We start from the raw sequence: 18322 nt of genomic DNA, 5'->3' as shown, positions 1-18322 counted from the left end.
GCATGGGCATCAACGGCGCGAGCGGTACGAGTCCGGGCGATCCGTTCAGCACGACCACGGCGGTGGCGGTCATCGACGCCGACGGGCTGATCACCTACTGGAGCCTGGGAGCCCAGGACCTGCTCGGCTACTCCGCCGCCGAGGTCGTGCGGCATCCCGCGCGGGCGCTGCTGCGCGGCCGCGATCCGACGGCCGCGATGTCCCGGCTGTGCCGGAGCGGTCATGCCGGGGACGCGGTGCTCACGGTCCACGACCGCGTCGGCCACGCGGTACGGCTCGCCGTGCGGGTGTGCCCGCTGCTCACCGCCGGCGACCGCCGCGACTGGCTGCTCCTGGCCGCAGCCGCCCCGGCCGCCACCCGTCCCACGAGCCCCGCCCCTGCCGACGCCGCCGCGACCGGCCCCACCACGCCCGGCGCGGTCCCTACCGGCTCCGGCGCGAGCGCCCCCGCCGCGACCGGCCCCGTCACTCCCGGCGCCGGCCCGGCCGGCACCGCCCCGGCCGGCTCCTCCCCCTCCAGCGCCGCCCCGACCGGTGCCGCCTCCCCCACCACCCCTTCCAGTACCATCCCGGCCGGTGCCCGGATGGGGCGGAGTTCGGCTGTTGTGACGCGGCATGCCCGGCGCGGGATGGTCTCCGGGCAGCGTCAGGTGACCGTGGCCCACGCGGCGCCCCGGCGCGGCAGGCCGGGGCGGGCCGGCCGTGAGCGTTCCCGGCCGCGCTCCTTCTTCCCGCTGCACGACGCGGCGGGCGGAACGCTCGGTATCTGCTACGCCGCCCGGAACGTCACCGCCCCCGACCCCACCCGCGAGCGGCTGGTGCTGCTGAACGCCGCCGCCGATCACATCGGCACCACACTGGACCTGGGCCGGACGGTCCAGGAGCTCGCGGAGGTCGCCGTCCCTCAACTCGCCGACTTCGTGGCCATCGACCTCCTGGACGTGGCGACCGCCGGAGAGGGGCCGCCCACCCGCTCCCCGGACGGCCCCATCACGCTGCGCCGGGCGGCCCATCTGTCGATCCGGCCGGACCTGCCCGAGGTGATCGCCGAGGTCGGCGAACCCATCCGGTACCCGTCCGGGTCGCTGCAGAACCGGTGCCTGGCCAGCGGGGAGCCCAGCCGCGAGGCCCTCGGCCCGGGGACGCCCTGGCTGCCCGACGACCCGGTGCGGTGGACCGGGATCAACCGGTTCGGCGTGCACACGCACCTGGTGCTGCCGCTCCGGGCCCGCGGCGTCACGATGGGGGTGGTGACCCTGCTGCGCTGGGAGAACCCGGATCCCTTCACCGAGGACGACCAGCTCCTGATCGAGGATCTGGTGGCACGGGCCGCCGTGTGCGTGGACAACGCCCGGCGCTACGCCCGCGAGCACGAGGCCGCGCTCACCCTCCAGACCAGCCTGCTGCCGCCCAACCTGCCCCGGCACAACGCCGTCGAGGTCGCCCACCGCTATCTCCCCGCCGACGCGGAGTCGGGGGTGGGCGGGGACTGGTACGACGTCATCCCGCTCTCCGGCGCCCGGGTCGCGCTGGTGGTGGGCGACGTCATCGGACACGGCCTGCACGCCGCGGCCAGCATGGGCCGGCTGCGCGCCGCCGTGCAGACGCTGGCCGACCTGGACCAGTCCCCGGACGAGCTGCTGGCGCACGTCAACGACCTGGTGATGCGTCTGTCGGACGAGGCGGAGGCAGCCGCCGAGGGCCCGGCGGCGGCCGGCGCGACCTGTGTGTACGCCATCTACGACCCCATCGCCCGGACGATGGTCGTGGCCCGCGCGGGACACCCCAGCCCGGCCGTCGCGCACCTGACCGAGCCCGTGGAGTTCCCCGACATTCCCGCCGGCCCGCCCCTGGGCCTCGGCGGCCTGCCGTTCGAGTCGGCCGAGATCCCGTTGGAGGAGGGCAGCGTCGTCGCCCTCTACACCGACGGGCTGATCCAGGCGGCGGAACAGGACGTCGACGTCGGGATCGAGCGGCTGTGCTTCGCCCTGGCCCACCCCGACCGGCCGCTGGAGGAGATCTGCGACGTCATGGTCCGCGCCCTGCTGGCCGACCGGCCGCGTGACGACGTCGCCTTCCTCGTCGCCCGCACACGCGTCCTCAGCCCCGACCGTGTGACGTCCTGGGACGTGCCCCCCGACCCGTCGGCCGTGCGCGTCGTGCGCGACGACGTCAGCGACCGGCTGTCCCAGTGGGGCCTCGACGAGCTGGCCTTCACCACCGAGCTGATCGTCAGCGAACTGGTCACCAACGCCATCCGGCACGCCCGCGGGCCGATCGCTCTGCGGCTCATCCACGAGAGCACCCTGATCTGCGAGGTCTCGGACGGCGGCCACACCTCCCCGCACCTGCGGCGCGCGCGCAGCACGGACGAGGGCGGACGGGGTCTGTTCCTGGTCGCCCAGCTCGCCCAGCGCTGGGGCACCCGGTACACCGGCTCCGGCAAGACGATCTGGGCGGAACAGCCCCTCCCCAGTGACATCTGGGCAAAACCATCGATCTCCTCAGGACTTGACCGATCCATATAGTAATGGAGCGGACATACCGGTCGCCCGGCAGGGAACCACGGTGTTAGAACTGACAACATGGTCGGTCGTTCCCGCCAGCCCCAAAGCGCGACGCAACCACCTTTCGGTGAGCGTCGGGCGGACGCTGAGACACGCGGCGGGCCGGTGACCTGGACGGCCCGGAGCGCCACCGGGTTCCGTTTTCCACCGTCCTGGCGGCCCGGCACGGTGGCCGCTCAGGTCTTCCTGTTGCAGGTGATCGTCGTCCTGGTGCTCGTCGCCGCGGCCGCCACCGCCGTGGTCCTCCAGAGGCGGTACGACGGGGAGAACATAGCCAAGGCGCGCTCGCTGGCCGTCGCGGAGGCGTTCGCCCAGGCACCCGGTACGGCGGTGGCCCTCCAGTCGCCCGATCCGTCGGCGCTGCTGAAGATCCCGGCGGAGAAGGCGCAGCTGAGTTCCGGCGTCGACTACATCTCCGTGCTGAACAACCACGGCGTGCGGCTCACCGACCCGGAGCCGCGGCTGGTCGGCACCCCGGCCCAGGCGATCGGCCGCGCCATCGCGGGCAAGACCTTCACCGAGACCTTCCACGGAAGCCCGGCGGACTCCGTACGCGCGGTGGTGCCCGTGGAGGGCGCCGGCCGGCACGTGATCGGCATCGTCACCGCGGGGATCGAGTACCAGACCCTGGGGCACCTGCTCGACCAGCAGATCCCGATGGTGCTGGACGCGGCGGCGCTGGCCGTGGTGCTCGCGACCGGAGGCACCTTCCTGGTCACCCGGCGGCTGCGCCGCCAGACCCGTGGCCTCGGCGCCGCCGAGATGACCCGCATGTACGAGCACCACGACGCCGTGCTGCACGCGGTGCGCGAGGGTGTACTGATCACCGACGCCGACGGACGGGTGCTGCTCGCCAACGACGAGGCGGAGCGGCTCCTTGACCTCCCTCCTGACGCCGACCAGCGGCACGTCACGGAGCTGGGCCTGGGACCGGAGATGACGCGGCTGCTGAAGTCCGGCGAGGTCGCGTCGGACGCGGTGTTCCCGGCCGGCGACCGGCTGCTGGCGGTCAACACCCGGCGCACCACCCCGTACGGCACCGCGCCGGGCCTGGTGGCCAGCTTCCGCGACACCACCGAACTGCGGGCCCTGTCGGGCCGGGCGGAGCTGGCCCGGGAACGCCTGACGCTGCTGTACGACGCCGGGGTGCGGATCGGCACGACGCTGGACGTACGGCGCACCGCGCAGGAACTCGCCGAGGTGGCGGTCCCGCGGGTGGCGGACATCGTCACCGTGGAGCTGCTGGAGTCGGTGCTGCAGGGAGAGGAGCCCAACGGGGCGATGCACCGGATGCGCCGGACCGCGCTGCACGACGCGGACGCGCGCAGCCCGCTCCAGCCGGTGGGCGACCTCATCCAGTTCGTGGTGGCCGACACGTCGATGGGGGCGGCGCTGCAACGCGGCAAGGCGGTGCTGGTGCCGGACCTGCACCACGCACAGGACTGGCGGTCCCGGGATCCCCAGGGCGCGGTCCGGGTCCTCGACCACGGCATCCATTCGCTGATCACCGTGCCCCTGAGGGCGCGGGGTGTGCTCCTCGGCATGGTCAACTTCTGGAGGGGTGCCGGCTCACCCCGGTTCGAGGAGGAGGACGTCGCGGTCACCGAGGAGCTGGTGGCCCGGGCGGCGGTGGCGATCGACAACGCGCGCCGCTACTCCCGCGAGCACGCGATGGCGGTGACGCTTCAGCGCAGTCTGCTCCCCCGGGACCTGCCCGACCAGGACGCGCTCGAGGTGGCGTGGCGGTACCGGCCGGCTCAGTCCGGTGTGGGAGGTGACTGGTTCGACGTCATCCCGCTGCCCGGTTTCCGGGTGGCGCTGGTGGTCGGCGACGTCGTGGGGCACGGGCTGCACGCGGCGGTGACGATGGGGCGGCTGCGCACGGCGGTGCTGAACTTCTCGTCCCTGGACCTGCCTCCCGACGAGCTGCTGGGTCATCTGGACGAGATGGTGATGCGTCTTGACACCCAGACGGCGAGCGCGGACGGCGAGGTGTCCGCGGTCACGGGAGCCACCTGCCTGTACGCCATCTACGACCCGGTGGGCGGGCATTGCGCCATCTCCCGCGCGGGGCACGTCGTACCGGCCGTGGTCGACCCCGTGGGGCGGGTGACCTTCCCTGATCTTCCCCTGGCGCCGCCGTTGGGGGTGGGCGGGCATCCGTTCGAGTCGGGTGAGCTCAGCCTGCCCGAGGGCAGCCGGCTCGTGCTGTTCACCGACGGTCTGGTCGAGGACCACGGGCGGGACGTCGACGAGGGGCTGTCCGTGCTCGCCAAGACCGTCGCGCCCGCGGACCGGACGCCGGAGGAGACCTGCCAGGCGCTGATGGAGGTGATGCTGCCGGGCCACCCGAGCGACGACGTGGCCCTGCTCGTCGCCCGGACACGGCTGCTCGATCCCTCGCGGGTGGCGGTCTGGGACGTGCCGTTCGACGTGGAGGCGGTCTCCCGGGTACGCGGGGAGGTCGCCCGTCGGCTGCACGACTGGGGGCTGGAGGATTCCTGCTTCGCCACGGAGCTGGTGCTCAGCGAGCTGCTGACCAACGCCATCCGCTACGGCGCCGAGCCGCTGCGGGTCAGGATCCTGCTCGGGCACACGCTGATCTGCGAGGTGTCGGACGGCAGCAGCACCTCGCCGCACCTCAGGCGGGCGGCGACCACCGACGAGGGCGGCCGGGGCCTGTTCCTGGTCTCTCATTTCGCGGACCGGTGGGGCACGCGCTACGTGCCGCACGGCAAGGTGATCTGGGCGGAACTGAGCCTGGACGGCCGCCCGGAGCCGGACCCGGAGGCACTTCTGGACGCGATGGCATGGTGAACGAACCGACTCGGCTTCCGTCCATACCGCAGCCGGCCCCCGAGACCGCCGGCCCGCCCGGTCACCGGCGCGACCGCCGCACCGGGTCCGCGTCGGGCGGCCCTCGCTCCGGGCGAGCCGTGCGTGCCCGCTCGGTGCCGGGCGGCGCGTGCCACCCGAACAGGCGCCCGGCGCCAAGGGCACTCCGGGGTCTGCGTCCTCGCGCGCCGGCCGCCGGGCCTTACGGCGGCGGGACGGGCCCGTGACGGCCGGACGAGGTGCCGTACCCGGCCGGTGAACCGGGTGACTGCGCTCGCACGCCCTGGCGCAGCGGTGCACTGTGGTAGGCGTGAGTTCCTGGCAGGGGCGTTTCGCGGACCGGGCCCAGGGGCGGCAGTCGGGCCACATACTGTTGCTGATCCCGGTCACGCTCATCGTCCTCATCACCGTGTCCGACATCGTGGCCCCGTCCGACATCGTGCTCGGGCCACTGCTGGTGATAGCTCCCGCGATCACCGCCTGGTTCGAGGGACCGTGGTTCACCGGGGTCATCGGCGCCGCCGCGGTGGCGGCCCAGGGGTTCGCCGGCTGGCGGCTGGGCATCCTGCCGTCCCGGGAAGTGTTCGTGCAGATGATCGCCCTGGCGGTGCTCTCCCTGCTGGTCGTGGCCCTGTGCGCGGTCCGCGACCGCCGCGCCCGCGAGCTGGCCCAGGTCCGGTCGGTCGCCGAAGCCGCCCAGCGGGTGCTGCTGTGGCCCCTGCCGACCCGGCTCGGCCCGCTTCAGCTCGCCTCCCTCTATCTGGCCGCCGAGGACGAGGCGTCGATCGGCGGCGACCTCTACGCGGCAGCCCGCACCCCGAACGGTGCCCGGGTGATGATCGGCGACGTACGCGGCAAGGGGCTGCCCGCCATCGGCGAGGCGGCCCTGCTGCTCGGCGCCTTCCGCGAGGCCGCCCACCACCACGCCGCCCTGCCCTCGCTCGCCGCCTCCCTGGAGCGGAGCATCACCCGCTATCTGTCCGACTTCGAACCGGAGGAAGAGGCCGGGGAGCGCTTCGTCACCGCCCTGCTGATCGAGATCCCGGACGACGAACCGATCGTGCGGCTGACCAGTTGCGGCCATGTGGCACCGCTGCTGCTGAGACCGGACCGATCGGTGACGATGCCGGACCTCAGCCCCGCCCCGCCGCTCGGGGTGGGCCTGACCGACCCGAACGGCTCCGTGGTCGACGTACTGCCCTTCGACCTCGGCGACACCCTGCTGCTCTACACCGACGGGGCCGTCGAGGCCCGTGATGGCCGCGGTGTCTTCTATCCGCTCGTCGAGCGGACGGCCCAGTGGACCGACGGCTCCCCGGAGTCCCTGCTCCACCACGTCCAGCGTGACCTGCTCGCCCACACCGGCGGGCGCCTCGACGACGACGTGGCGCTGATCGCGATCCGGCGCGTCCCCGCCGCGCCCACCGCTCACCGCTTCGGCCGCATGGTGCAGGCCCAGGCCCCCAGCTGAACGGTTCCACCAGGGAGATCCGTCCCGGGGCTTGCCAAGATGATCACCAAGTTTCGTATAGTGACCGGCAGTTGACAACACGTGTAACTGGCGAGTGCCAGGCTCTGCCCCAGGAAGGCGACACCACCTCATGACCGGCCAGACCACCGCCGACGACAAGCTCACCTGGCTCCTGGAGGGGCTGCTGGAGCGGACCCCGGGCGCGCGGCACGCGCTCGTGCTGTCCCGTGACGGACTGAAGCTGTGCCGCACCCCGGAGCTCACCCCCGACCAGGCCGACCAGCTCGCCGCGATCGCCGCCGGTATCCAGTCCCTGTCGCACGGCGCGTCCGTCGAGTTCGGCGACGGCACCGGCGGGGTCCGCTCGGCGATGACCGAGTTCTACGGAGGGGTGCTGTTCATCGTCGAGGCCGGCGAGGGCGCGCATCTGGCGGTGATCACCACCGCGGACGCCGACGCCGGGCTCGTCGGGCACACCATGAGCGAACTCGTCGAGCAGCTCGGCGAGCACCTCACCGCGCCGCCGCGCGACTCCTGAGGCGTCCCCGTACGCCCGATTCAGAAACACCGGCGCTGAGTCCGATGGAACGAAGCGGTTGGACTTCAGGATCATGCTGGAGCAAGGTGGGGGCATCCCCCCGATCCCGGGGAGACGCCCCCTCATCGCACCACCCGGAGACCTCCCGATGACCTACGTCGCGGATGCTGAGCGTTACCACGGCACCATGCGCTACCGCCGCACCGGACAGTCAGGGCTCGACCTGCCCGTCCTCTCGCTGGGCTACTGGCACAACTTCGGCGACGACCGCTCCTTCGAGACCCAGCGCGAGATCGCCCTGCGCGCCTTCGACCTGGGCATCACCCATCACGACCTGGCGAACAACTACGGCCCGCCCTACGGCTCGGCGGAGATCAACTTCGGGCGTCTGATGAAGCAGGACCTCGCGCCGTACCGGGACGAGATGGTGATCTCCACCAAGGCGGGCTGGGACATGTGGCCCGGCCCGTACGGCCAGGGCGGCGGTTCCCGCAAGTACCTGCTCGCCTCGCTCGACCAGTCGCTCAAGCGCATGGGCCTGGACTACGTCGACATCTTCTACTCCCACCGGCTGGACGCGAGCACGCCGCTGGAGGAGACGATGGGCGCCCTGGACACCGCCGTCCGCCAGGGCAAGGCCCTGTACGTCGGCATCTCCTCCTACGACGCCGAGCGCAGCCGCCAGGCCGCCGCCATCCTGCGCGAGCTGGGCACCCCGCTGCTCATCCACCAGCCCTCGTACAGCATGGTCAACCGCTGGATCGAGAACGAGGGGCTGCTCGACACCGCGGAGGAGGAGGGCTTCGGCGTCATCGGTTTCACGGCCCTGGCCCAGGGGCTGCTGACCGGGCGCTACCTGGACGGCGTGCCGGAGGACTCGCGCGCCGCGCAGGGTACCTCCTTCGACGCCGCCTGGCTCTCCGAGGACATGCTGCGCAGGCTGCGCGCCCTGAACGACATGGCGGCCCGCCGCGGGCAGACCCTCGCCCAGATGGCGCTCGCCTGGGCGCTGCGCGACGAGCGCGTCACCTCCCTGGTGATCGGCGCCTCCCGGGTGGAGCAGCTCGAGCAGAACGTGGCCGCCCTCGACCGCATGGACTTCAGCGCCGAGGAGCTCGCCGAGATCGACAAGCACGCCACCGACGGCGGCGTCGACCTGTGGCGGTCCGCCCGCACCGGGCAGCTCGGCTGACCCACGCCGAACGGGTCGTGAACCGGGCTCCCACGGGTACCCGTCGCCTCTGCTGTTCCGCGACGGGACACCCGTCCCGCCGCCGGTCCGAGAGACAGGAGGCGCAGATGAGCACGGTCAAGGAAACGGTGGAGGTCGACGTCCCCGTCCACGCCGCCTACAACCAGTGGACGCAGTTCGAGGAGTTCCCGAGGTTCATGGAGGGCGTCGAGGAGGTCAGGCAGCTCGACGACAGCCACAACCGCTGGACCACCAGGATCGGCGGTGTGCGGCGGGAGTTCGACACCGAGATCGTCGACCAGCTGCCCGACGAGCGCATCACGTGGCGCAGCACCACCGGTGACACCCGACAGAAGGGCTCGGTCCGCTTCGAGCGTGTCGACGACACGCACACCCGGGTGGAACTGGTCATGGAGGTCGAGCCCAGCGGCACCGTGGAGACGGCCGGGGACATGCTGGGCGTGGTCGACCGGCGCGTCAAGGGGGACATGAAGCGCTTCAAGCAGTACATCGAGGAGCACGGAGGCGAGACAGGGGCCTGGCGGGGCCGGATCCGCCCCGAGGACGCCGGCCCCTCCCTCTGAGGCCCCACGGAACCCACGGCCCCGGCGAGAGCCGCCGAGTCCGGCTGTCCCGCGCCCCGACCGCCCCGACGACCGCTTTCGTGGGGGTGGCGGGGCGCGTCCGCGTGGCTGCTCAGCTCACCTGGCAGGCGGCCCCGTTGAGGGTGAAGGACGCCGGGCTGCCGGTGTTCCCGGTGTGGTTGGCCTGGAAGCCCAGGGTGGTCGAGGCTCCGGGGGCCAGGGCCGAGTTGTAGGAGACGTTGCGGGCGGTGACGGCGCCGCTCGCCGGGGAGTAGGTGGCGTTCCAGCCGGAGGTGATGGTCTGGCCGGCCGGCAGGGTGAAGGCCAGCGCCCATCCGTCGATCGGCGCGGTGCCGGTGTTGGTCACCGTGATGGAGGCGGTGAGCCCGGTGTTCCAGGCGCTGGTCGTGTACGCCACCCGGCAGGCGCCCGCCGGCGGTGTGGTGGGCGGGTCGGTCGGCGGCGGTGTGGTCGTGGAGTCCAGCCCGAAGAAGGAGATGGCGCGGGCGGCCATGCCCGAGGTCGGCAGGGTGTGGCCGGTCCCCTGGATGCTGATGGCCTCCACAGGCGCCTGGGTGCCGGTGCCCCCGTAGCGCGTACGGGTCCAGGTGGACTGCGGGTGGTCGGTGAAGGCGGGGGTCTGGCCCACGCCCAGGACGTCGGTCCACTGCTTGATCTCTTCACCGAAGTTCGGGTAGCGCAGGGTGGTGTCCTCGGTGCCGTGCCACACCTGCATGCGCGGCCGGGGGCCGGTGTAGCCCGGGTAGGCTCCGCGGGCCAGGTCGCCCCACTGCTGCGGTGTCCTGATCACGGTGCCGTTGGCGCAGGCGCTGTTCCACTCGGAGCCGTCGGTGGTGGCGAAGCAGCCGAAGGGCACGCCCATGAAGGCGGCGCCGGCCTTGAACACGTCGGGGTAGTCGCCGAGCAGGACGTTGGTCATCATCGCCCCCGAGGAGGCGCCGGCGACGAAGACGCGCGCCGGGTCGGCCCCGTAGTGCTGCTGGGCGTAGGTGACCATCGACATGATGCCGACCGGGTCGCTCCCGCCGCCGCGCTTGAGTGCCTGCGGCGAGGACACGTCGAAGCAGCCGCCGCTGCGCGTGGCCGAGGGGTAGACGACGAGGAAGCCGTACCGGTCGGCGAGCGAGGCGAACTCGGTGCCCGAGTAGAACGCGGGCCCGGACCCGGTGCAGTAGTGCACGGCCACGAGCACCGCCGGCCGGGCCGGGGCGCTGTCCGGGCGGTACACGTACATGCGCAGGTTGCTCGGGTTCGCGCCGAATCCGGTCACCTCCGTCAGCGAGGCGGCGTGGGCGCTCGGCGCGGCGAGCAGGAGAGCCGCGAGCAGGGGTGTCACACCCGCGAGCAGGGCCGTCAGCAAGGTGCGGAGTCCGGGCCTTCTTCGGGTTCGGGGCATGTCGGCATCCTTTGTTTCGAAACTTTCGCATCGATTTCGGGAAGGCGCCGCGTCACGCTAGAGGCGTCGCACCGTCGCGTCAACCACTGGAGCCACCCGTAACTCCCAAAGGAATAGCGGGAGGTCAAGCTTCAGCCATCCCGCAGCACATCGTGCGCGAACCGTTGACCGACCCCCGATCTGTTCGTAACCTGCGCGTCACATTCGACCTTGACAGCGAAACTTTCGAGAAACGGAGATGGCATGCCCATGCCCAGACGGGCGGCGCAGGCGTTCACGGCCGTCCTGCTCGCCGCTTCCACCGTCACGGCCCTGTCGCACACCGCCGCGGCCGCCGACACACTGGGGTCCGCCGCGGCCGGAAAGGGCCGTTACTTCGGTACCGCCGTCGCCGCCAACCACCTCGGCGAATCGGCCTACGCCGGCACGCTCGACCGTGAGTTCAACCAGGTCACGCCCGAGAACGAGATGAAGTGGGACGCCACCGAGGGCTCCCGCAACACCTTCACCTTCGGCAATGCCGACCAGATCGTCAGCCACGCGCAGAGCCAGAACATGAAGGTCCGCGGGCACACACTGGTGTGGCACTCCCAGCTGCCCTCCTGGGTCTCGGGCCTGGGCGCCACCGACCTGCGCTCGGCGATGAACAACCACATCACCCAGGTCATGCAGCACTACAAGGGCAAGATCTACGCCTGGGACGTGGTCAACGAGGCGTACCAGGACGGCTCCAGCGGAGCCCTGCGCAGCTCTCCGTTCGCGGACAAGCTCGGCAGCGGCTTCATCGAGGAGGCCTTCCGCACGGCCCGCACCGTCGACCCGAACGCCAAGCTCTGCTACAACGACTACAACACCGACGGCGTCAACGCGAAGAGCAACGCGGTCTACGCCATGGTCAAGGACTTCAAGTCCCGCGGTGTGCCGATCGACTGCGTGGGCTTCCAGTCCCACTTCAACAGCGCCTCCCCCGTCCCGTCCGACTACCAGGCCAATCTGCAGCGCTTCGCCGACCTCGGGGTGGACGTGCAGATCACCGAGCTCGACATCGAGGGCTCCGGCACCGCCCAGGCCAACAACTACTCGAACGTCGTCAAGGCCTGCCTCGCGGTGACCCGCTGCACGGGCCTCACCGTCTGGGGGGTCACCGACAAGTACTCGTGGCGCAGCAGCGGCACTCCCCTGCTGTTCGACTCCAACTACGGCAAGAAGCCCGCGTACGACGCGGCCCTCGCCGCGCTCGGCGGCTCGAGCACCGGGGGCGGGGACGGCGGCAACCCCGGCGGCGGCAACCCCGGTGGCAACGCCACCTGCACGGTCTCCTTCGCCAGGACCTCGGACTGGAACGACGGCTACAACGGTGAGGTCACCGTGAAGGCGGGCTCCGCCCCGATCAACGGCTGGACCGTGACGCTCACCTTCGCCCCGCCGCAGAAGGTCGCCAGCCTGTGGAACGGCACCCCCAGCTGGGACAGCAGCGGCAACGTCATGACGGTGCGCGCCGCCTCCTACAACGGCAGTCTCGCGGCGGGCGCCTCGACCAGCTTCGGCTTCACCGCGGCGAAGAACGGCAACAACTCCACACCGACGCTCGGAGCCTGCACGGCGTCCTGACCGGGCCGGACCACGTCACGCACGACCGGGGCGCGTCTCGCGCGGCGCCCCGGTCGTGCCCGTACGTGGCGGCTGCCGGCCTCGCTGACATGCCCTTGCCTGGAGCAATGCCGAGGCGGTGACGGTACGGCACAGCAGGCTGGTCCTCTTGGTCAAGCCCGCCGGGAGTACCTGTGAACAGGCCGCCTGAGTCTTTCCGCGAGGACCGCCGCCCGCGCGAGCCGAGAGGGCGGTCGCAGGTGCCGGCCCAGCCCCTGTGGCTGCGCTGGCTGCCGGTCTTCTACGTCGTGGTGGTCCTCGCCGTCGAGCCGCTCACCCCGGCGCTGTGGCCCGTGAGCTTCGTGCTCACCGCTCTGCCGCTGGTGGCCGCCTTCGGGTACGGCCCCCGCGTGGTCGCCGCCGTCACGGTGTTCGCCATCGTCCTGGAGGGCGTCCTGGCCGGCACGCCGTGCTGTGCGGGCCGCACCGTGGGCAATCTCTGGGACCGCCACTACGTGGCCAACTACATCTGCACGTTCGTGGTGGGCATCCTCGGCACGATCCTCGCCTGGCACCGTGCGCGCCGGGAGCACACCCTGGCCACGGTGCGTTCCGTGGCCGAGACCGCGCAGCGCGTCCTACTGCGCCCGGTCCCCCACAGGCTCGGCCAGGTCTCCATCGAGACCCTGTACCTCTCCGCGGCGGCCGAGGCGCAGATCGGCGGCGACCTGTACGAGGCGGTGCCGACGGCGCACGGAGTGCGGCTGCTCGTCGGCGACGTCCGCGGCAAGGGCCTGGTCGCCGTGGAGACGGCCGCGACGGTGCTCGGAGCCTTCCGCGAGGCCGCGCCCGACGAGCCCGACCTGGCCGGTCTGGCCCGGCGCATGGAGCGCAGCATGAGCCGCTACGCCGAGCAGCTTCCCGGCACCGAGGCGGCCGAGCGCTTCGTGACAGCGGTGTTCGCGGAGATCCCCGACGACGAGCACGTCGTACGTCTCGTCAACTGCGGCCACCCGCCTCCGCTGCTGGTCAGCGGCGGCCGGGTCGGCGAGCTGGAACCCACCGAGCCCTCGCCGCCCATCAACCTCGGCGGGCTGCTCGGCAACGGGTACCGGGTGGACGTCGTGCCCTTCCGGCCGGGCGACACGTTGCTTCTGTACACCGACGGCGTCACCGAGACCCGCGATTCCGCCGGCGCCTTCTACCCGCTCGCCGAGCGGGTCCGGCCCTGGACCGGCCTTCCGCCGGGCGCGCTGCTGGAGCGCCTGCACGCGGATCTGCTCGACTACAGCGACGGACACCTCGACGACGACCTCGCCGCCCTCGCCGCCCACCGCCTCCCCACGGAGCCCCGCCCCTGAGCGGCGGCCGGGACGGTCCACCGCGGATTCACGGGACCCATGAGACCTCACCGGGGCGGGCCGGCAGGGCCAGGTGGGCGAGATCGGCCGGTCGCGGCGACGTCACCGGCCACAAGGGGGCCGGGGTGCCGTCGGCGACCGCGGCCGGGGCGTCCGTGAGGTTCATGCGCTCCCGCAGACGGCCGTAGAAGTCCATGGGACCGAGGCGGACGGCCCGCAGCCGGCGCGACGCGGCGTAGACGCCGATCCAGTCGCCCGGGTCGAGTACACCGCGCAACTGGCCGTCGATGGTGACGGCGGCCTGGCCCGAGCGTTCCAGGACGCGCAGGCCGATCGGTTCGTCCGGCGCGGCCACGACCGAGCGGTTGAAGACCATGTGCGGGGCGACCGGCGTGAAGACGAGGGCGTCCGCGCGGGGCGAGACGACCGGCCCCCCGGCGGCGAAGCTGTAGGCCGTGGAGCCGGTCGGGGTGGCGACCAGCAGCGCGTCGGCCGAATAGGACGCCAGGAGGCGGCCCGCGAGGTAGACGCCGACGGACACCTGCCGGTCCCGGGCCAGCTTCTCCAGCACGACGTCGTTCAGCGCGGTGACGTTCAGCGGGATGCCCCAGTCACCGCCGGCCTGGCAGTCGGCGCGCACCCGCGGTGGCGGCAGGAGCGGACGGCGGCCGTAGCGCATCAGCTCCTCGATGTCGGCCGGCACCTCCAGGCGCCGCGAGGCGCGCAGGTTGAGCATCATCCGGTTCTCCACGGTGAGGCGCTCCGCGAGGACGGCGTCCAGCGCGGCGCGCACGACCGTGACCGGCACCTCCGTGAGGAAACCCACCCGGCCGAGGTCGACGCCCAGGACCAGGGCGTCGTTCACGGCGGCCAGCCGGGCACCGCGCAGGAACGTGCCGTCACCGCCCAGGGTGACGACGAGGTCCGGATCGCCCGCGGCCTCGATCTCCTCCCGGGCGCTGCGCCGCCCTCCGTCGTGCCACACGTCGATGTCCGCGCACCCCACGCCGTGCTCGTCGCACCACTCGCGCACGATGCGGGCGGCAGCCGCGGCCTCACCGCGCCCGCCATGGACGACCAGGCCGATACGACGCACCGTCACCTCTGCCTCCGGAGATCCGCGCACCCGGGCCGGCTCCGGCTCGACACCGGAAGCCGTCCTCTGTCCGACCCCGTCCGGCCCAACTGGCCGACTCGCGGGCAGCATCCACGAGTTCCCCTGCTTCACGTGCGGAAACACCGTATTTCCCAGGGTGTGTTCGCGCGTAGGCCGGGCATTCGAAGGTCCGGAGGTGGATATACATGGTTCCCTTGCTGCTCGTTCTCCTGCTCGCCCTGATCCTCTTCGGCGCCGGGTTCGCCCTGAAGGCGCTGTGGTGGATCGCGATCATCGTGCTCGTGCTGTGGCTGCTCGGTTTCGTCGCACGGTCCGAGGGCGCCGGCGGCCGCAGGGGCCGCTGGTACCGCTGGTGACGGCCGCCGCCGCGCGTCGCGGCGGCCCGAGTGGAGCCGTGCGCCCGGCGATCGTGCCGGGCGCACTGTTCCGCCCGGGCGCCTCAGCTCGCCCACGCAAGGAGCCGTTCGCCCGGCTCCTGTTCCCTGAGCTGGGCCAGTGACTGCTTCTCCAGCTGGCGTACGCGCTCCCGGGTCAGGCCCACGTGCTGGGCGACCTCGTGCAGGGTGCGCTGGTGACCGTCGTGCAGGCCGTATCGCAGGCTGAGGATGAGGGCCTCGCGCGGTGCCAGGGTGTCGACGGCCTCCCGGAGTTCCTCGGCCAGCGCCTGGTACTCGGCGACCTCGGGGGCCTGCAGCACCTCCGTGTCGGGGATGAGGTCGCCGACCACGGTCTCTCCGGTGTCGTCCACCGGCATGTCCAGGCTGATCACCTGTCGGCCGACGCGGCGCAGCCAGACGACCTTGTCCTCGGCGAGGCCGCTCTCGCCGGCGACCTCCTCGACGGTCGGCTGGTGTTCGAGGCGCAGCTGCAGCTTGCGCTCGATCTTGGCGAGCTTCTGCAGCTGCTCCACGACATGCATCGGCAGCCGCACGGAACGCGCGTGCGTGGCGAGGCCGCGTTCCATGGCCTGGCGGATCCACCAGGTGGCGTAGGTGGAGAACTTGAACCCCTTGGTGTGGTCGAACTTCTCCACGGCCCGGATGAGCCCCAGGTTGCCCTCCTGGATGACGTCGAGCAGTGGCAGCCCGCGGTGTGCGTGCCGTTTGGCCATGGCCACGACGAGCCGGAGGTTGGCCCGCACCATGTGGTCCTTGGCCTCCTGGCCGACCCGCAGGGCGGCCTCCAGTTCCCGCCGCCGCTCCGGCGCGAGTTCACGGCCGCCCTCGTCGGCCTGGTTCAGTTCCTCGGTGGCTTGCAGACCGGCTTCGATGCGCCGGGCGAGGCGCACCTCGCCCTCCGCGTCGAGCAGCGGTGTGGCGCCGATCTGGCGCAGGTACTGGCCGAGCAGATCGGGTTCGCCGTCGAGTTCGGGCATCGCGTCGTACCGCTTGCTGGCACGTGCCGACACCCGTCGTCCGCCGCCTGCGGACGCCGCCGTCCTCTGCTTCGCGGGAGCCATCGCGCGCTCCTCATCTCGTCGCGGGCGTCGTTCGGGTACCCGGAGCGGCCGCGAGCCATACGTGCGGCGGACGAGGGAGCGGGGATCAGACCTCGGAGCTGTGCGGGGCGCGTCCCTCCACCCATCGCTTGCGGCGGAGGGACACGGAGAATTGGCTGGTCAGGGTGCCTTGGTGACCGTCAGCAGGGCCGCGGCGTCCTCGACGGCCTCCAGGCTGTGCCGGGACTGCGGCACGATGAGCAGGTCCCCCGCCATGCCCTCCCACGACGTGTCGCCGCTGTGCAGCACCACGCGCCCGCGCAGCACGAGCACGGTCGCCTCACCGGGGTTGTCGTGCTCGGCGAGGGCCGTGCCGGCACGCAGCGTGATCAGGGTCTGGCGCAGCACGTGTTCGTGACCGCCGTAGACGGTCTCCGCGCTGCGGCCGGCCGAGGACGACTCGGCGCGTCCGAGATGCTCGCGGGCGAGGGCGTCGAGGGAGATCTTCTGCATCACGGTGACTCTTCCTCACGAGGGGACCTGAGCTGGGCAGTTCCGTAGCGTACGCCGCTGCGCCGCCGCCTTCGGGCTTCCCTCCCCGGCTCGTGGCGGGCGGGAGGAGGCCGCCGCCTCCCCGCTCGGCGTAAGGTGGCCGTGCGGGGGCCCGTACGGTGAGTGAGCACGAGCACCGCCGAGCACCGGCCCTGCCGGGAGGTGCCCCATGTCGGACGATCCACGGCGACCGGAGCCTGAAGAGGCGGCCGGCCACGGGACCGGCGCGGCCCCGGAAGGCGGCCGGACGCGCGGTGGCGAGGCCGTCGAGGAGCTGAGCGCCCAGATCCGGCAGCTCAGCCTGGACCGGCGCAGGCTGCACTGCCTGCTGGACGCGGTGGTGGCCATCAGCGCCGACATGGACACCCGCACCGTGCTGCGGCATCTGGTGCGGGCGGGCACCGACCTCGTCGCCGCGCGCTACGGCGCCCTCGGCGTGCTCAGCGAGGGCGGGGAGATCATCGACCTGATCACCGTCGGCGCCGCCGACGCCGAGCGGCTCCTGGCCGAGTCCGGGCTGCCACAGAGCCATGGCCTGCTGGGCCGCCTGATCGAGGATCCCAAGCCGCTCCGGGTCGACGACATCGCCGCCGACCCCCGCTCGGTCGGCTTCCCGGAGGGCCACCCGGTCATGACCACGCTGCTCGGAGTCCCGCTGAGCGTGCGCGACACCGTGTACGGCAACCTCTACCTGGCGGACAAGGAGGACGGCACGCCGTTCGCCGACGCCGACGAGGCCCTGCTGACCGCGCTGGCCAGCGCCGCGAGCGTCAGCATCGAGAACTCCCGCCTGTACGGGCGGCTCAAGCGGTCCGCCGAGCAGTTCCAGCGCCGTCTGCTGCCGGTGCTGCCCGACCTGTCCCCGCTGCTCGTGGAGGCCCGCTACGAGCCGGCGTCCGAGCTTCCCCACCTCGGCGGTGACTGGTACGACGCCCTCGGACTGCCCGACGGGGCGGTCCTCGTCGTCGTCGGGGACGTGACCGGGCACGACGTGGAGGCGGCGCCGCTGATGGGGCAGATCCGCAACATGCTGCGGGCCCTGGCCTTCGACCGGTGCGGGCCGCCCAGCCTGATCGTGGACCGGCTCGACCGGGCGCTCACCGCGGTCGACGAGCCGCCGGCCGCCACCCTGGTCCTGGCCCGCATCGAGCGGGAGCCGGCCGCCGGGTACGTTCTGAGCTGGACCAACGCCGGGCACCCGCCCCCGCTGCTGATCACCGCCGAAGGCACGGCCCAGTGGCTCGCGCCGGACGCGCACGGTATCCCGGTCGGCGTGCAGCCGGGCCTGCCGCGTCCCGACCACCGGCACCCGCTGCCCCCGGAGAGCACCCTGCTGCTGTTCACCGACGGCCTGATCGAGCGCCGTGACCGGGACATCGACGCCGGCCTGCGGGACCTGGCGGACCACGCCGCCGCCCTGGCCTCCGACCCGCTGGACGCGCTGTGCGACGCGCTGCTCGGCCACCAGGACGGCTACGACGACGACGTGGCGCTGCTGGCCCTGCGCGTGCCGCGCCTGCCGGGCTGAGCGAACCCCCGGGCGACCGCCGCCGCTCCCCCGGGCGACCGCCGCCGCTCCCCCGGGCGACCGCCGCCGCTCCCCCGGACGGCCCAACAGCGCTGGGCAGGAGGGGGAGAGGGCGCGTGAGGGGTGGGTGGG

Annotated in this window: 14 protein-coding genes; 10 read left to right on the top strand and 4 right to left on the bottom strand. The window is 72.5% G+C overall.

What is annotated here, in order from left to right:
* Positions 1-2 precede the first annotated feature (2 nt).
* From OIE49_RS34360 to OIE49_RS34335, 6 genes are all read left to right on the top strand, one after another.
* Positions 3-2528 (top strand): ATP-binding SpoIIE family protein phosphatase, encoded by a 2526-nt coding sequence (locus tag OIE49_RS34360; RefSeq protein ID WP_326805705.1) that lies wholly within the window; start codon positions 3-5, stop codon positions 2526-2528.
* Positions 2529-2585: 57 nt separating this feature from the next.
* Complete coding sequence (locus OIE49_RS34355; protein WP_326805704.1) at positions 2586-5384, top strand: SpoIIE family protein phosphatase; 2799 nt, start codon at positions 2586-2588, stop codon at positions 5382-5384.
* Positions 5385-5712: 328 nt separating this feature from the next.
* Positions 5713-6873 carry a PP2C family protein-serine/threonine phosphatase gene (locus OIE49_RS34350; protein WP_326805703.1) on the top strand — a complete coding sequence of 387 codons (1161 nt, stop codon included), beginning with the start codon at positions 5713-5715 and terminating at the stop codon, positions 6871-6873.
* A gap of 130 nt (positions 6874-7003) precedes the next feature.
* Positions 7004-7411, top strand: coding sequence for a roadblock/LC7 domain-containing protein (locus tag OIE49_RS34345; protein ID WP_326805702.1), 408 nt, complete (start codon positions 7004-7006; stop codon positions 7409-7411).
* Positions 7412-7559: 148 nt separating this feature from the next.
* Positions 7560-8603, top strand: coding sequence for an L-glyceraldehyde 3-phosphate reductase (gene mgrA, locus OIE49_RS34340; RefSeq protein WP_326805701.1), 1044 nt, complete (start codon positions 7560-7562; stop codon positions 8601-8603).
* Between the two features lie 107 nt (positions 8604-8710).
* Positions 8711-9187: an SRPBCC family protein gene (locus OIE49_RS34335; protein ID WP_100572726.1), complete on the top strand. Its 477-nt coding sequence runs from the start codon at positions 8711-8713 to the stop codon at positions 9185-9187.
* 112 nt (positions 9188-9299) lie between these two features.
* Here OIE49_RS34335 and OIE49_RS34330 read toward each other — a convergent pair whose 3' ends face one another.
* A complete protein-coding gene (locus tag OIE49_RS34330) occupies positions 9300-10604 on the bottom strand; it encodes an extracellular catalytic domain type 1 short-chain-length polyhydroxyalkanoate depolymerase (RefSeq protein WP_326805700.1) in 1305 nt (434 codons plus the stop codon).
* A gap of 243 nt (positions 10605-10847) precedes the next feature.
* Between OIE49_RS34330 and OIE49_RS34325 the strand changes: the two genes are divergently transcribed.
* On the top strand, positions 10848-12215 hold the full coding sequence (locus OIE49_RS34325) for an endo-1,4-beta-xylanase (protein ID WP_326805699.1): 1368 nt from the start codon (positions 10848-10850) through the stop codon (positions 12213-12215).
* Between the two features lie 239 nt (positions 12216-12454).
* Positions 12455-13555: a PP2C family protein-serine/threonine phosphatase gene (locus OIE49_RS34320; protein WP_326805698.1), complete on the top strand. Its 1101-nt coding sequence runs from the start codon at positions 12455-12457 to the stop codon at positions 13553-13555.
* A 28-nt stretch (positions 13556-13583) separates the two neighbouring features.
* Here the strand turns inward: OIE49_RS34320 and OIE49_RS34315 are convergent, their stop codons facing one another.
* Positions 13584-14657: an NAD(+)/NADH kinase gene (locus OIE49_RS34315; protein WP_326805697.1), complete on the bottom strand. Its 1074-nt coding sequence runs from the start codon at positions 14655-14657 to the stop codon at positions 13584-13586.
* Positions 14658-14857: 200 nt separating this feature from the next.
* Here OIE49_RS34315 and OIE49_RS34310 point away from each other — a divergent pair, with 200 nt between their 5' ends.
* Positions 14858-15028, top strand: coding sequence for a hydrophobic protein (locus OIE49_RS34310; RefSeq protein WP_326805696.1), 171 nt, complete (start codon positions 14858-14860; stop codon positions 15026-15028).
* A gap of 83 nt (positions 15029-15111) precedes the next feature.
* Here the strand turns inward: OIE49_RS34310 and OIE49_RS34305 are convergent, their stop codons facing one another.
* Both OIE49_RS34305 and OIE49_RS34300 read right to left on the bottom strand, forming a co-directional pair.
* Positions 15112-16047 carry a sigma-70 family RNA polymerase sigma factor gene (locus OIE49_RS34305; RefSeq protein ID WP_326806411.1) on the bottom strand — a complete coding sequence of 312 codons (936 nt, stop codon included), beginning with the start codon at positions 16045-16047 and terminating at the stop codon, positions 15112-15114.
* A gap of 243 nt (positions 16048-16290) precedes the next feature.
* Entirely contained in the window at positions 16291-16623 is a 333-nt protein-coding gene (locus OIE49_RS34300) for a cupin domain-containing protein (RefSeq protein ID WP_326805695.1), read from the bottom strand.
* A gap of 208 nt (positions 16624-16831) precedes the next feature.
* On the opposite strand from OIE49_RS34300, the gene OIE49_RS34295 reads away from it, so the two are divergent.
* Positions 16832-18190 carry a PP2C family protein-serine/threonine phosphatase gene (locus tag OIE49_RS34295; RefSeq protein WP_326805694.1) on the top strand — a complete coding sequence of 453 codons (1359 nt, stop codon included), beginning with the start codon at positions 16832-16834 and terminating at the stop codon, positions 18188-18190.
* The last annotated feature ends 132 nt before the right edge of the window (positions 18191-18322 follow it).

Origin of the sequence: Streptomyces sp. NBC_01788 (assembly GCF_035917575.1) — a bacterium.
Classification (GTDB): domain Bacteria; phylum Actinomycetota; class Actinomycetes; order Streptomycetales; family Streptomycetaceae; genus Streptomyces.
Note: the sequence above shows the minus strand (reverse complement) of the source record. Positions and strands in the feature narration are given on the sequence as shown.